At 57.9% G+C, this 14132-nt stretch carries 14 protein-coding genes; 7 read left to right on the forward strand and 7 right to left on the reverse strand.

Annotated elements, in window-relative coordinates; translation table 11 throughout:
- Nucleotides 1-171 precede the first annotated feature (171 nt).
- Nucleotides 172-1188, reverse strand: coding sequence for a zinc-binding alcohol dehydrogenase family protein (locus ABUK73_RS04810; protein ID WP_353576268.1), 1017 nt, complete (start codon nt 1186-1188; stop codon nt 172-174).
- A 103-nt stretch (nt 1189-1291) separates the two neighbouring features.
- On the opposite strand from ABUK73_RS04810, the gene ABUK73_RS04815 reads away from it, so the two are divergent.
- Complete coding sequence (locus tag ABUK73_RS04815; RefSeq protein WP_353576269.1) at nt 1292-1693, forward strand: winged helix-turn-helix transcriptional regulator; 402 nt, start codon at nt 1292-1294, stop codon at nt 1691-1693.
- 124 nt (nt 1694-1817) lie between these two features.
- On the forward strand, nt 1818-2654 hold the full coding sequence (locus ABUK73_RS04820) for an undecaprenyl-diphosphate phosphatase (protein ID WP_353576270.1): 837 nt from the start codon (nt 1818-1820) through the stop codon (nt 2652-2654).
- Nucleotides 2655-2710: 56 nt separating this feature from the next.
- Here ABUK73_RS04820 and ABUK73_RS04825 read toward each other — a convergent pair whose 3' ends face one another.
- Both ABUK73_RS04825 and ABUK73_RS04830 read right to left on the reverse strand, forming a co-directional pair.
- Nucleotides 2711-3163, reverse strand: a complete 453-nt coding sequence (locus tag ABUK73_RS04825; RefSeq protein ID WP_353576271.1) for a GNAT family N-acetyltransferase — start codon at nt 3161-3163, stop codon at nt 2711-2713.
- A gap of 317 nt (nt 3164-3480) precedes the next feature.
- Entirely contained in the window at nt 3481-4152 is a 672-nt protein-coding gene (locus ABUK73_RS04830) for a L,D-transpeptidase (RefSeq protein ID WP_353576272.1), read from the reverse strand.
- A gap of 106 nt (nt 4153-4258) precedes the next feature.
- On the opposite strand from ABUK73_RS04830, the gene ABUK73_RS04835 reads away from it, so the two are divergent.
- Entirely contained in the window at nt 4259-5167 is a 909-nt protein-coding gene (locus ABUK73_RS04835) for a LysR family transcriptional regulator (protein ID WP_353576273.1), read from the forward strand.
- 89 nt (nt 5168-5256) lie between these two features.
- On the opposite strand, the gene mgtE is transcribed toward ABUK73_RS04835, so the two are convergent.
- Both mgtE and ABUK73_RS04845 read right to left on the reverse strand, forming a co-directional pair.
- Nucleotides 5257-6627 (reverse strand): magnesium transporter, encoded by a 1371-nt coding sequence (gene mgtE / locus ABUK73_RS04840; protein WP_353576274.1) that lies wholly within the window; start codon nt 6625-6627, stop codon nt 5257-5259.
- 294 nt (nt 6628-6921) lie between these two features.
- The gene (locus ABUK73_RS04845) at nt 6922-7512 is read right to left on the reverse strand and encodes an NAD(P)H-dependent oxidoreductase (protein WP_353576275.1); all 591 of its coding nucleotides are present in this window, start codon (nt 7510-7512) and stop codon (nt 6922-6924) included.
- Nucleotides 7513-7591: 79 nt separating this feature from the next.
- On the opposite strand from ABUK73_RS04845, the gene ABUK73_RS04850 reads away from it, so the two are divergent.
- Nucleotides 7592-8203: a TetR/AcrR family transcriptional regulator gene (locus ABUK73_RS04850; protein ID WP_353576276.1), complete on the forward strand. Its 612-nt coding sequence runs from the start codon at nt 7592-7594 to the stop codon at nt 8201-8203.
- A gap of 73 nt (nt 8204-8276) precedes the next feature.
- On the opposite strand, the gene ABUK73_RS04855 is transcribed toward ABUK73_RS04850, so the two are convergent.
- Nucleotides 8277-9524 carry an MFS transporter gene (locus tag ABUK73_RS04855; RefSeq protein ID WP_353576277.1) on the reverse strand — a complete coding sequence of 416 codons (1248 nt, stop codon included), beginning with the start codon at nt 9522-9524 and terminating at the stop codon, nt 8277-8279.
- Between the two features lie 230 nt (nt 9525-9754).
- Between ABUK73_RS04855 and ABUK73_RS04860 the strand changes: the two genes are divergently transcribed.
- The 3 genes from ABUK73_RS04860 (at nt 9755) to ABUK73_RS04870 (ending at nt 12630) form a co-directional block, all read left to right on the forward strand.
- A complete protein-coding gene (locus ABUK73_RS04860) occupies nt 9755-10666 on the forward strand; it encodes a diacylglycerol/lipid kinase family protein (protein WP_353576278.1) in 912 nt (303 codons plus the stop codon).
- A gap of 117 nt (nt 10667-10783) precedes the next feature.
- Nucleotides 10784-12154: an aspartate aminotransferase family protein gene (locus ABUK73_RS04865; RefSeq protein WP_353576279.1), complete on the forward strand. Its 1371-nt coding sequence runs from the start codon at nt 10784-10786 to the stop codon at nt 12152-12154.
- 5 nt (nt 12155-12159) lie between these two features.
- Nucleotides 12160-12630, forward strand: coding sequence for an OsmC family protein (locus tag ABUK73_RS04870; protein WP_353576280.1), 471 nt, complete (start codon nt 12160-12162; stop codon nt 12628-12630).
- Between the two features lie 3 nt (nt 12631-12633).
- Here ABUK73_RS04870 and ABUK73_RS04875 read toward each other — a convergent pair whose 3' ends face one another.
- Nucleotides 12634-14127, reverse strand: coding sequence for a glycosyltransferase family 39 protein (locus ABUK73_RS04875; RefSeq protein ID WP_353576281.1), 1494 nt, complete (start codon nt 14125-14127; stop codon nt 12634-12636).
- Nucleotides 14128-14132 lie beyond the last annotated feature (5 nt).

The raw sequence follows: 14132 nt of genomic DNA on the forward strand, positions 1-14132 counted from the left end.
GGCTGGGCGCACGCTCCTTGGTTCTCCGCAACGTCATCACCGGCCTCAATAGTCAAAGCGTCAAGGTGGGCTGGAGCTTGCCGCGAGTCGATCTCCCCCCTTGAGGGGGAGATGCCTGGCAAGGCAGAGGGGGGTAAGCGGCAGTCTCAACCGCTCATGAAGTCTCCGCCATCAAAACCCCGACAAAACAATCTTCCCTCTCGCAGTACCACTCTCAATCAACGCATGCGCCTTCATAAGATTGGCCGCGCTGATCGTGCCGAAGACATCCGTCAGCGTCGTCTTGATCTTGCCCGCATCCACCAGTTCCGAAACGTGGTTCAGCAAATTGTGCTGTTCCAGAACATCGGCCGTTTCAAACACCGGGCGGGCGAACATCATTTCCCAGTGGATGGAGATCGCCTTGCGCTTGAACGGCATCGCATCGAATCCGCCTGCGGGATCATCGATCAGGCAGAAGCGGCCTTGCGGGGCGATGAGGGCGACGCTGTCCGCTGCGTGGAGGTCGCTCTGGGTTGTGGAGAAGACGAAGGCAGGGGCGCCGAGGCCGAGTGCCTCCACCTGTGGGGCGAGCGGCTGGCTGTGATCGATGATGTGGTGCGCACCGAGTGACTTGGCCCATTCCTTGGTTTCTGGGCGCGACGCGGTGGCGATGACGGTGAGGTCGGTCAGTTGCCGTGCAAGCTGGATGGCGATGGAGCCGACGCCGCCTGCGCCGCCGATAATGAGGATGGCATTGGCCCCACCGGCGACGGGGTCTTTCACCTTCAGGCGGTCAAACAACGCCTCATAGGCTGTGATGGCGGTGAGCGGCAGGGCGGCGGCTTCCTCGAAGCTGAGGCTCTTTGGCTTCTTGCCGACGATGCGCTCATCCACCAGATGGAATTCGCTGTTGGAGCCGGGGCGGTTGATGGCACCGGCGTAAAACACTTCGTCGCCCGGCTTGAACAGCGTGACGCCTTGGCCGACGGCCTTGACGATGCCGGCCGCATCGAAGCCCAGAATGCGGGCCTGCCCCTGTTCCGGCGGCTGGTTGCGGCGCACCTTCGTATCGACGGGGTTGACCGACACGGCCTTCACCTCGACCAAGAGATCATGACCCTTGGCTTCCGGCATGGGCACATCGAGGTCAACAAGCGCATCTGAATCCGTGATGGGTTTTGCGCTTTTGTAACCGATAGCACGCATGGCGTTTCTCCTTTGCTTGTTGCGTTGACCTCTATTTGATAGAGATGAGCAAACACCGCAAGAATGCACATATTCTGTATATACGCACAAAAAGGATACTGTGATGTCCCGTCCCCGCGCCAAATTGACCGGCAATTTTCCCGGCTGTCCGGTGGAATCCACGCTGAGTTTTCTGGATGGAAAATGGAAGGGTGTGATCCTCTATCACCTGATGAATGAGGGTACCCTGCGCTTTAACGAGCTGCGCCGCCACATTCCCAGCGTCACGCAGCGCATGCTGACCAAGCAGCTGCGCGAGCTGGAAGAGGCGGGGCTGATTTCCCGCAAGGTCTTTGCCGTGGTGCCGCCGCGTGTGGATTATGACCTGACGCCGCTCGGGCTCAGCATGCAGCCGGTCATCGTCGCGTTGAAGTCGTGGGGCGAGACGCATGTGATCTGCAAGGACGGCGAGAAGCGCGTGGTTTCCCCGGCGGATTTGATTAGGCCACTGGAGGCCGCCGAATAATCCGGCGATACTGACCATCGTTTTCGTGCGTTCGATTCTTTCAAAATTTTCCGCAGTGCAACATTGATCTGCCCGGATTGCTTCATAGCGTCGCGGCAGTGATTCTCAGTCAGGGACGACAAGCATGGGTATTGGTTGGATCGAGGCCGCGATTCTCGGTTTTATTCAAGGTCTTACGGAATTTTTGCCAATTTCCTCCAGTGCGCATCTGCGCATTGCCGGAGAGTTTCTGGGAACGGGTGAAGACCCGGGCGCCGCCTTCACCGCCATTATTCAGATCGGCACCGAACTGGCGGTTCTGGTCTACTTCTGGTCCGACATCATGCGCATTGCCATGGCATGGCTTCGCCAGAACCTGCGCCTCGGTGGCACTTACGATGCAGCGGATGCGCGCATGGGCTGGCTCATCATCATCGGCTCGATACCGATCGTGCTCTTGGGCTTGCTGTTCAAGGATGCCATCGAGACCTCGCTGCGCAACCTCTACATCACTGCCGTCATGCTGATCGTCTTCGGTATCATCCTCGGTTATGCGGATAAAATCGGTAAGAAGAAGTACCCGCTGAACAAACTTATCTGGCGCGATGGCATATTGTTCGGCTTCGCACAGGCCATGGCGCTAATTCCCGGCGTTTCCCGTTCCGGCGGCACGATTACGGCAGGCCTGCTGCTGGGTTACACGCGAGAAGCAGCGGCACGCTATTCCTTCCTCCTCGCCGTTCCCGCCGTCTTCGGCTCCGGTTTCTACCAGCTTTACAAGAGCATCGGTCAGGTCAATCCGGTCGGCTGGGGGCAAACTGCACTCGCCACGCTGATATCCTTCATCGTCGGATACGCTGTTATCGTCGTCTTCCTGAAGCTGGTTTCGACAAAGAGCTATATGCCGTTTGTCTGGTACCGCGTGGTGCTGGGCGTGGTGCTTCTGGTGCTGCTGGGTACGGGTACGATCAGCGCAGCTTAAGGCCACGCTTCAGAAATCATGTCTCTCGTCATGCCGACGTGCAGTCGGCATGACCGTCAAACGCTCGAAATACGAAACACATCCAAACCCGCCACATCCTCTTCCAGAAGCGTGAAGCCCTGTTTTAGATAATAGGGACGCTTGTCTGCGGTTGCGCAGAGGTAGCAGGTGTCGTGGCCGAGTTGGGCGATGTGCGCGCGGCTGCGGGTGATCAGTTGTGCGGCGATGCCCTGGCGTCGGAAATTCGGGTCAACCCATAGGGCTGCGATCCATGGGGCGTAGTCGGGGCACTCATCTAGGTCGTTTTCGATGATGAGGACGGAACCGATGTAGCGGTCGTCTTCGTGAGCGACGAGTGCTGCGGGGATGCCGTCTGTTTCAAGCATCAAGTGAACATGGGCGCGGTAATTTTCGATTGGGACGCCGCTTTCCGTCCACCATGCGTGCCAGCCGCGGTCTGCTATCGTGTCTGCAAATGCAGGATAGTGTCGAAGATTGGAAATCTGCAAAGGCTCGTCCTTGTTTGAATCATCGTCGCAACGCAAGGTTACAAGCTTTTGAAAAGACAAGGCAAGGGCAAGAGGTAACCGGCCGCAAATGCGATGCGACCGGTTTTTGTAAAGGCGTTGCTTACAGCAGCGCTACCGATAAGTGGATGACTGGGCCGGTGACATCGACCAGCGTTTAATGCTTAGGAAAATTTATCCGAAGAATTCCTTGCTATGATTGTTGCGATGGTGAAGGTATGCAGAAAATTGAGCAGATATGCAGGAAAATGCTGACGTTGAATGGTCAAAAGAGCCGCGATTTATGACTTGACCTATTCTCATGCACTGGAAGCCATGGAGGACAGGACGACCACCTTCGTTCCTACGGGCACTCGCCGGTACAAGTCCATGATGTCTTGATTAAGTAATCGGATACAACCGGAAGAAACCATCGTTCCGATTGTCCACGGTTCAACCGTGCCGTGAAGTCGGTAATATGTATCTTGATTGTTTCTACACAGATACAGCGCACGAGGACCCAGCGGGTTGCCACTTCCTCCCGGAAGTCCATTTCTGAGCGGGCCGTAGCGATCCGGCTCCCGCGCTATCATGTCAGGTGTGGGCCGCCAGCCCGGCCATTCAGCCTTGCGAGCAATTATCGCCTCACCCTGAAAATTAAAAGCCTCCTGCTTGCCAACTCCGACTCCATAACGAAGTGCGCGACCGCTTTCCATGACGAGGTGTGCATATCGAGCGACTGGGTCAACGACGATTGTGCCAGGCTTTTCGTCTGTTTCATAAGCGACTTCTCTGCGCAGAAACGGCTGCTTTACCCGTTTTAGATCGATTGCCGGCACCGGGAAAGGCTCGGTGTCAATTGCACCATACATAGACAGATAAGTGGGATCCACAGAGAGGCTTTGGACCTTAGCTTTGGTTTGCTGCGTCGTGCTGCATCCCGTCAAGAGCAAAGGTGCTCCCATTAGAAATGTTCGTCTGTTCAATGTCATCGAATGCCATCCCGTTGTCGGAAACTAATTGCCTAAATGAGCCTGATGGACGAAAAAATGTATATATGTTATGCAATGATGGATTTCATAACAAATTGGAATGAAGATGGATATTGCCGCTGCTTTAAGAGCGTTTGTCAGGACTGTCGAGCGAGGGTCGATAACTTCAGCTGCGAAGGATCTTATGGTTTCCCAGCCCGCAGTGACTAAACACCTTCTTAATCTTGAGCGACATGTGGGCGCGCGTTTGATGGAGCGCTCTACAAAGGCGACGCGCCCTACTGCGCAGGGACAAGCCCTCTATGAAGCAAGCCGTGATGCATTAGCGACTATCGATGCAGCATTGGAAGGTGTGCGCCGAAATATGGGCGAGATCGAAGGGCAGCTTCGCCTTCACACTCCTTCATGTATCGGGTCCAAGCACCTGCATCCCATCGTCATGGAGTTCCAGCACCTCCACCCATCAGTGACAGTCGATCTCGTGCTGGAAAATCGCGAGGTCGACCTAATCTATGAAAATTATGATCTCGCAATCAAATATGGTCGGCCAGCTGATCAGGATCTGATAATCAGACGGCTCGGTCTAATCCGTCGCATTTTGGTAGCATCTCCGAGCTTTTTGAGAAAGACAGGTCCTATAGACACACCAGAACGTCTAACGGAAATAGCCATTATTACGAGCGCAGCGGTAGCTTCGCAGCGCAATTTTTTGAGCCTTCATGGGAAAGACGGAGTGATCGATATTCCTGTGCTGCCAACACTGCGGACCAATTCAGCCGATGTCATATCATATACTCTATTGCAGGGGCACGCTGCCGGCCCTGTTCAACAGCTACTCGTGAATGACGAGCTTGCGTCGGGAAAGCTAATCCGTATCCTCCCAGATTATGAAGTCAAAGCAACGGAGGCGTATTTTTCCTATCCTTCTGTCCGGTTCATGAGACCAGCTGTCAGGGCCTTTACAGATTTTGCGGTTCCATTGCTAAGAGCAATTGAAGGTATCGACGCGTCTTGATGCGCTAAATCAGGCCGTCATTACTTTTGTATACCCATCCATAAAGAAAGACCTGCGGTCACCAGCAGGCCTCTCATATTCATTGGAGCTTACAGCAGCGTACCGCTGAGGATCAGCAGCGCTACCGAGAAGTAGATGACGAGGCCGGTCACATCGACCAGCGTTGCCACGAAGGGTGCCGATGCGCTGGCGGGGTCTAGGCGCAGGCGCTGCAGGATGAAGGGCAGCATGGAGCCGGCCAGCGAGCCGAAGGTGACGATGCCGACGAGGGCCGAGAAGACGGTGAAGCCGACCAGCAGCCAATGTTCGCCGTAATCATAGAAACCGGCCTGCTGCCAGACGGTGAGACGCACAAAGCCGATGGCGCCGAGGATGGCGCCCAGCGTCAGGCCTGTTGGCAGTTCACGCAGCAGCACCCGCCACCAGTCCGAAAGCTTCAGTTCGCCCAGCGCCAGCGCCCGGATGATGAGCGATGTGGCCTGCGAACCGGAGTTGCCGCCCGAGGACATGATGAGCGGGATGAACAGCGTCAGCACCACGGCCTTTTCCAGCTCTCCTTCGAAATGCTGCATGGCGCTGGCCGTCAGCATTTCCCCGAGGAAGAGGGCGGAAAGCCAGCCGGCGCGTTTGCGGATCATGTCCGCAAAGCCCATCGTCATATAGGGCTTGCCAAGCGCTTCCATACCACCGAATTTGTGGGCGTCTTCCGTCGTATCGGCAATCATAGTGTCGATGACGTCATCCACCGTGACGATGCCGAGAATGTGGGCGTGCTCATCCACCACAGGAATGGCCAGAAGGTCGTGCTTGCGGATGAGGCGGGCGACATCCTCCTGCGACATCAACGGATCGGCATAGGTGATGCCTTCCTTGGATGCGACCGTGAGGATGGATGCGGAAGGCTCGCCCGTGACGAGGCTGCGCAGGGTGACGACCTTGGTCAGCGTTCCGTCTTCGGCCAGCACATAGATGGCATAGACCGTTTCGCGTGACCGCTCGACGATGCGGATATGCGCAAGGGTCTGTTCCACAGTCCAGCGATCCGGCACGCTGACGAACTCCGTGGTCATCATGGAGCCAGCCGTGCGGGGCGGATAGGTCATCAGGTGTTGGATGGCGGTGGCCGTTGCGCGGTCCAGCCGCGAAAACAGCTTTGCGCGGGGCTCGTCGTCCATCTCGGCCATGACGTCTGCCACACGGTCATCCGACATGAGGTTGACGAAGCGGGCAGCCTGTTCCAGCGGAACATGGGCGACGATCTCGGCAGCGTGGTGCAGTTCTGGACGGTCCAGAACGGCAACGGCCTTTGCCTGGGACATCTTCAGCAATGCATCGACGGCGTCAGGCACGTCGAGCGTGTTCAGCTGATCGACGCGTTCTGCAATGGTGGTGGGGCCGATGCTGCTGCTGAAAAGACGTGCAGCTTTGCCAGCTCTTTGGGAGAGGTTGTGAAAGTTCATGATTGCTCACCTTCGAGTCGAACCGCCGATCTCGGCGGAACGTGGTGAGCCGACAGGAGTCAGATCAGGGCACGTCTCGCCGGTCTCGGCAAAGGCAATCGACTACTACTGTCGCTAGACATCAAACGATGCTCCGTGGATATCCGCGCCAACCCGAAAGGTTGCGCGTAACTCATGTGGTGCGCCTGAATCTGCGCTTAGTCAAGCGGGCCAAATATGAAATTTTGGCAATGCTGGTTTGTGGTGAATGGGGCGCTGAATTTGCGTCTCCATTCTTCGGATCAGGTGCAGGGACTATGCGGCAAATATCTTGCTGCCAAGAGCATGAGCTGTATCGAGATGATGTGTGAAATCATTGGCTTGATCAGGAACCATGAGTTCCGAGGTTATGACCTTCGCGCCGCAGTAATCGAATATCCCGTGGTCGATCTGCGTTCGCATCGCGCCGAAATAACCGTGGCGTGCGTAGGTGCGCATATCGGCACCGCCAATGGCAACCAGATGCACCTTCAGTTCGCCAAGCTTCTTGATGATCTTGCCATCACCACTGTCGGAATAGGCCCAGCCATTCGTGAACACGCGGTCAATCCAGCCCTTCAATTGCGCAGGCATCGACCACCAGTAAACGGGATAAACGATGATGAGCGCGTCGGCACGATCCAGCCGGGCATGTTCGGCGGCGACATTAGCAGTGGGTTCGGCCTGTCCGAGCATCAGAGCGATATCATCCTGCGTATAGCGCGGGTCGAACGCTTCGGCTGCAAGATCTGCGAACTCATGAGAATGCCCGCCTGCCGAACCGGCGATACCGTCTGCAATGCGCGCTGCGATGGCGTACGTCAATGAGCCGGGGTTGGGATGCGAGGTGACGATGATGGCATGCATGGGGAGAACTTTCTTTGGTGATTGCGAACGGGCCGTCCGCGCTATATACTTATAGTAAGTTACTAATGGTATATAGTGGATGTCAAGCAGCAAACAACCAGAAGAACCAGCACGTCGCATACGCCTGACGCGGGAGCAGAGGCACCGGCAATTGATGGACGCGGCCTGGAAGCTGATCCACGACGAGGGGGCCGATGCCCTGACGCTTGGGCGTCTCTCGGAAAAAGCGGGCGTTACGAAGCCCGTCGTGTACGATCAGTTCGGCAGCCGGGAAGGGCTTCTGGCGCAGCTTTATCAGGAATTCGACGCCAACCAGACTGCCATCATGGACGAGGCTTTGCAGGCCTGCGAGGCGCGATTGGCCGATATCGCCACGGTCATCGCCTCGTCCTATGTCAACTGCGTGTCGCGGCAGGGCCGGGAAATACCGGGCATCGTCGCAGCCCTTGCGGGTTCTCCTGAACTTGCCATCATTAAGAAGCAGTATGAAGAGGGCTTCCTTGAAAAATGCAGGGCGCTGCTGGCTCCCTTCGCAGGTGAAGGCCTGATTTCGTCGGCAGCTCTATGGGGGATGCTCGGCGCGGCGGAGGCACTGTCAAACGCCGCCACCAATGGTGACATAACGTCGGAAGAGGCAACCGACGAATTGTTTGCGATGATTGTTGCGATGGTGGAGAGGGGCAGTCGCTGAAAGCTTGAAAAGCTTCCTACCCTCGGAGTTGATCCGTGGACAGGAGTAAAGGGGGCGTGATGCCACCCCAGGCCTAGTGGGCGAAGGCCTTCTCGCGCCGCTCCAGCGCCACCGCAAAAGCAAAAACGACGAGACCGCCGAGCGACAGAACCGCGCCGATGTAGCCGGTCGAGGCATAGCCGTAACCCATGGCAATGACGACACCGCCCAGCCATGCGCCGAGCGCGTTGGCGATGTTGAAGGCCGAGTGGTTGGAGGCAGCGGCCAGCGTCTGCGCGTCGGCGGCAACATCCATCAGGCGTGTCTGTACCGCAGGGCAGGCGGCAAAGCCGCAGCCGATGAGGAAGACGCAGAGGCACAGCATGTAAGGATTATGGGCGGTGAGGCCGAAGAGCGCCATCAACACCACGTTGAAGGCCAGCATGCCGCCAATCGTGCCATTGAGAGAGTAATCTGCCATGCGCGAGCCGACGACATTGCCGACATTCATGCCGATGCCGAAGAGAGCCAGAACCATGGAAACGGTCGAAACCGGCATCATGGCAACATCTGTCGTGGTCTTGGCGATGTAGCTGAAGACGGCAAACATGCCGCCGAAGCCGACGGATGCGACAGCCAGTGTCAGCCAGACCTGTACGCGTCTGAAGGCACCGAGTTCGCGCCAGATGCTGGCACCTTCCTGCACCTTGTCTCGCGGCTGGAAGAACCACAGCAGGGCAACAGTCAGAAGTGCGATGCCGCCGACCATCATGAAGGCGGCGCGCCATGAGAACATCTGGCCGAAGAAGGTGGCAAGCGGCGTGCCGAGAAGAGTGGCGATGGTCAGCCCCAGCATGACGCGGCCAACGGCGCGGGCGCGCTTATGGATGGGCGCCATGGAGGCGGCAACCAGTGCCGCGACGCCAAAGTACGCACCATGCGGCAGGCCGGTGATGAAGCGCAGCGCCGTGAAGGTGGCGAAGTCAGGCGCGATGGCGCTGAGAATATTGCCCGCCGCAAACAGCCCCATCAGCGCCAGCAGAAGCATGCGCCGTGTCATGCGCGCAGCCAGCACTGCGATGATGGGTGCGCCGATGACGACGCCGATTGCGTAAGCCGCAATCACATAACCCGCCTGCGGAACAGTGACGCCATAGGTCGTCGCCACTTCCGGCAACAGGCCCATAATGGCGAATTCACCCGTGCCGATGCCAAAACCACCAGCGGCAAGCGCCAGTTCGATAAGGGCGATGGACAGGGGTGTGAGCGTTGCCGCAGGCAAAGCCGCAACGGCTTCGGCTTCCGCATCAGGGCGGTTTTCGGAGAGATGTGTGTGGGTCATGATTTCTGCGAAGAGTACGAAGAAAAAAAGGGCAAGACCGAAAGATTTCGGCCTGCCCTGACTGGAAGTGTTGGTCACTAAAATGACCTTATCCAACGCATATCATCAAATTGTGCGTCGCGGTAGTATCTGATTCTGCAAATTGTGCGGCTCACGCAAAGGTGTTTGGAACGGAAATCATTTTATTTCATTTAGGGTCGCGCTTTGCGTGTAACAGGGGCTGATAAGCAATGAAGCTGGTGGCGATTTTAAACCGCGATGGCGGTACCTTCAAAACCACCGACATGGACGCTTATTGCGAGCATGCTCAAACGGTTTTCAAGAATGCAGGGCATGACATCGAGTGCCGTCTCGTTTCCGGCAAGGATATCGTCTCCGAGATGGAGCGCACCGCCGACGACAAGGGGCTGGACGGCCTGATTGCGGGCGGCGGTGATGGCACGATTTCCGCTGCCGCCGGTATTGCCTGGAAGCACGGCATAGCACTGGGCGTGGTGCCCGCCGGCACGATGAACCTCTTTGCCCGCTCGCTGAAACTGCCGCTCGACATATGGCAGGCGGTGGATACGCTGGCCGAGGGGCATGTGCAGAATGTGGACATTGCCAGCGCCAACGGGAGGCCTTTCGTGCACCAGTTTTCCGCTGGTCTCCATGCCCGCATGGTGCGGTATCGCGACAAGATGGAATATGCATCCCGGCTGGGCAAAATCCGCGCGAATATTCGTGCTGCCATCGGCGTGGTCTTCAATCCGCCTGTCTTCGATATGGAATTCACCGTTGATGGAAAGACCGAGCATCGACGCGTCTGCGCCATTTCCGCTTCCAACAACGAGTTTGGCCAAAGCCCGCTTCTGGTGGCCGATGACATCACGCGCGGCCATCTCGGCCTCTACATTGCCGATGCGTTGACGCCATCCGGCGTGACGGGTCTGGCGATCGATATTCTGCGAGGCAAGCTGAAGGAAAATGCCGCCGTGACGGCTATGGCGGTGCCGGAGGCGGAGCTGCATTTTCCCAAGAGCCGCCATGACGTGAAATGCGTGATGGACGGTGAATTGCTGCCGATGAAGCGTGATGTGACGCTGAAAATTCATGCGGGCGAACTAAAGGTCATTGTGCCGAAAGACTTCGCAAACCTCTGATATTGCTGACCTCTCACCTCTGTTCACAGAGGCGTGGGACATGGTGCGGCGGCCTTGCAAATTGCCGCCGCCCCGGCCATGTTGCACCCATGAAAGCCAATGGGAGTGCATGACGCGATGAACGAAAATGCCGGGACGATCTCAAACCTCGCCGCCATCGACGCCGCTCACCACCTGCATCCCTTTTCCGACATGGGCAAGCTGAATGCCACCGGCACCCGCATCATAGAGCGGGCTGAAGGCGTGTTCATTTATGACAGCACCGGCAAGAAATATCTGGATGCCTTTGCTGGTCTATGGTGCGTCAATATCGGTTATGGCCGTCGCGAAATCACCGATGCCGTTTCCCGGCAGATGAATGAACTGCCCTATTACAACGCCTTTTTCGGCACCACGACGCCGCCTGCGACACTGCTGGCGCAGAAGATCGCGTCCCATGCCGGGCCGCACATGAACCATGTGTTCTTCACCAATTCCGGTTCCGAGGCCACCGATACGTGGTTTCGCATGGCGCGGGTCTACTGGAAGGCGCTGGGCCACCCGACCAAGACGCAGGTCATTGCGCGGCGCAACGGCTATCACGGCTCCACCGTGGCGGGCGCTTCGCTGGGCGGCATGACGTGGATGCACGAGCAGGGCAATCTTCCCATCGAAGGTGTTTCTCACATCGGCCAGCCCTATTGGTATGCCGAGGGTGGTAACCTGACGCCTGCCGAATTCGGCCTGAAGGTCGCGCGGGAGTTGGAGGCCAAGATCGATGAGCTGGGTGAGGAGAATGTCGCCGCATTCGTGGCCGAGCCCGTTCAGGGCGCGGGCGGGGTCATCGTGCCGCCGGAGACCTATTGGCCGGAGATTGCCCGCATCTGCAGGGCGCGGAACATTCTGCTGGTGTCGGACGAGGTCATCTGCGGCTTCGGGCGGCTGGGGTCGTGGTTTGGCTATCAGCATTTCGGCTATGAGCCGGATTTGGCGCCCATAGCGAAGGGCTTGTCTTCGGGTTATCTGCCCATTGGCGGCGTGCTGGTCTCGGACCGCGTGGCAGAAGTGATGTTGACCGAGGTGGGCGATTTTAACCACGGCTTTACCTATTCCGGGCACCCGGTCTGTGCTGCTGCTGCGCTCGAAAATTTGCGAATCATCGAGGATGAAGGGTTGGTCGAGCGGGTGCGCGACGACATCGGCCCCTATTTCCGGCAAGGTTGGGAAAGTCTGCTGGATCATGCCGTGGTGGGTGAGGCGGTCAATGTCGGCCTCATCGGCGGGCTGCAACTGACGGCGGACAAGGCAACCCGCAAACGCTTCGACAAGCCCGACGAAGTCGGTACGCTGGTGCGCAACCATTGCCTTGAAAACGGCCTCGTCATGCGCGCCACCGGCGACCGCATGCTGGCATCGCCTGCCTTCACCATCGCCCGGTCGGAAGTCGACCAGATCATCGAGACATTGCGCAAGGGGCTGGACCACTTGGCGCACATAGCAAGGACATAGAAGACGTGGCAGACGCAGAGCATCACTACAAGGTTCAGATCACCTGGACCGGCAACACAGGCACCGGCACCTCCGGCTACCGCGAATATGAACGGTCACATGTGATTTCGGTAGACGGCAAGCCCGACATTGCGGGCTCTTCCGACCCGGCCTTTCGCGGCGATGCCGCCCGCTGGAACCCGGAAGAGCTGCTGCTCGCCTCCGTCTCTGCCTGCCACAAGCTGTGGTACCTGCATTTCTGCGCCGTTTCCGGCGTAGTCGTGACCGACTATGTGGATGAGCCGGAAGGCGCCATGGTGCTTCGCAAGGACGGGGCAGGGCACTTCACCGAAGTAATGCTGAAACCCGTCGTCACCATCTCCAAGGGCGACCCGCAAACGGCGCTGGAACTGCACGAAGACGCGCATGAGAAATGCTTCATCGCCAATTCAGTGAATTTCCCGATCCGCGTCGAGGCTTCGGTGAAAAAGGCCTAAGCGTCACTTCGGCCCGATCACGGTCCATGCGTAATAGAAGGCGTGCTTTTTCTCGCCATCGCCACCGGCATAGGAGACTTCCACATGCCGGATGTCTGTAGGTGGCGGCAGCGATGAGCGTGCGGCAAGTGCTGCGAGATCTGCACCGGGATTTTCCGGCAGCTTGCCCTCATCGCCGGTTCCCGCAATCAGCACGGTCGCACCCGCTGGCCAAGTCGCGGGCAGGGCCTCGGTGGTAGGATTGCCGATGAAGACGGTTGCCTTTGGAAACTGTATCTTGAGATTACCGCCAACGAGACCAGATGAGATGACATATTGCGGCTCGGCAAAGCCATCGCGGCGGACGGCTTGGGCAAATCTGTAATAGGGAATGTGGACGAGCGAGTAGCGCCCGTAATACGGCGTTACCAACCCGCGAAACAGCAGAATGAGGAGTACGCCGATGGTGAGCGCCGATGTGGCCGCCAGCATTCCGGGCAGCTTAGGCTTTACGTCCACGCCCGCCGCCCGGATTTTTAGAGCGAGATAGAGCGGCAGCAGGATGAGATAAACGATCAGCCATTTCTGTCTGATATTGGTGACGCCCAGCGCAAGCACGATGACCAGAACCATGAAAAGACAGAGCAGCACAATCCGCCCCGTAACCCGCGTCCATTGATCGCTGGCCGTCAGGATGCGTTTGATATCCCGGTAGAAAAACGCGGCGAAGATGGCGAGGGTGACGGCAGAGCCGCGGAGTGTGGAGACGACCAGATCGAACGCGCCGTATAATCCTTGAAACGACAGGTGTTCATGGCCTTCGGTCATTTCGCCCATGGTTTGGCCAGTGGCGATTGCCATGTTTTCCAGCACCCAGAGGCCGTGGGGCAGGACCACGAGGACGGACACCAGCACGGCCACGGCCATGCGCCAGTCCAGCACGCGGGCGCGCAAATCCTTTTCCGGCAAAACGGCGAGAATGGCCGCAAGCGGAACGAGGACGAAATTGTATTTTGACAGTGCCCCAAGGCCGACGGCGAGGCCCGCCAGCAGATATCCGCCGAGGCTCTGCTGTTTCAGGGTGCGGAAGAATGCGTAGAGAAACAGGGAGACGGCCAGCAGCGCGATGATGGAATGGGTTAGGTCGCGCTGCGCCATCAGGAAGATCGGCGGCAGGGTCAGCACACCGAGCGTCGCGAGCCCGCTTAAGGCGCGGTCCTGCGTCAACAGGCGCGCGGTGAGCCAGAAGAAGAGGCAACAGAGGAAAAGGATCGTGTTCTTGAGAATGCTGAGCGTCGCAATCGACATGCCGAACACTTCGGCAAGGCCAAGCTGGAGCCAGTGATAAAGCGGCGGCTGTGAGCCGTAGCCCCAGAAAAAGAACTGCGACAGGGCGGCCTGCGTCTCATCCACTTCCAGCGCCGGAGAGCGCACGACACGCACGAGGATCGCCAGCAGGTAATAGGCCGCAATCAAATAGATAATCACATCAGGATTGCGGGAGAGATACCTGCGCATTGACG

The organism is Agrobacterium vacciniicorymbosi (genome assembly GCF_040427045.1).
Lineage (GTDB): Bacteria > Pseudomonadota > Alphaproteobacteria > Rhizobiales > Rhizobiaceae > Agrobacterium.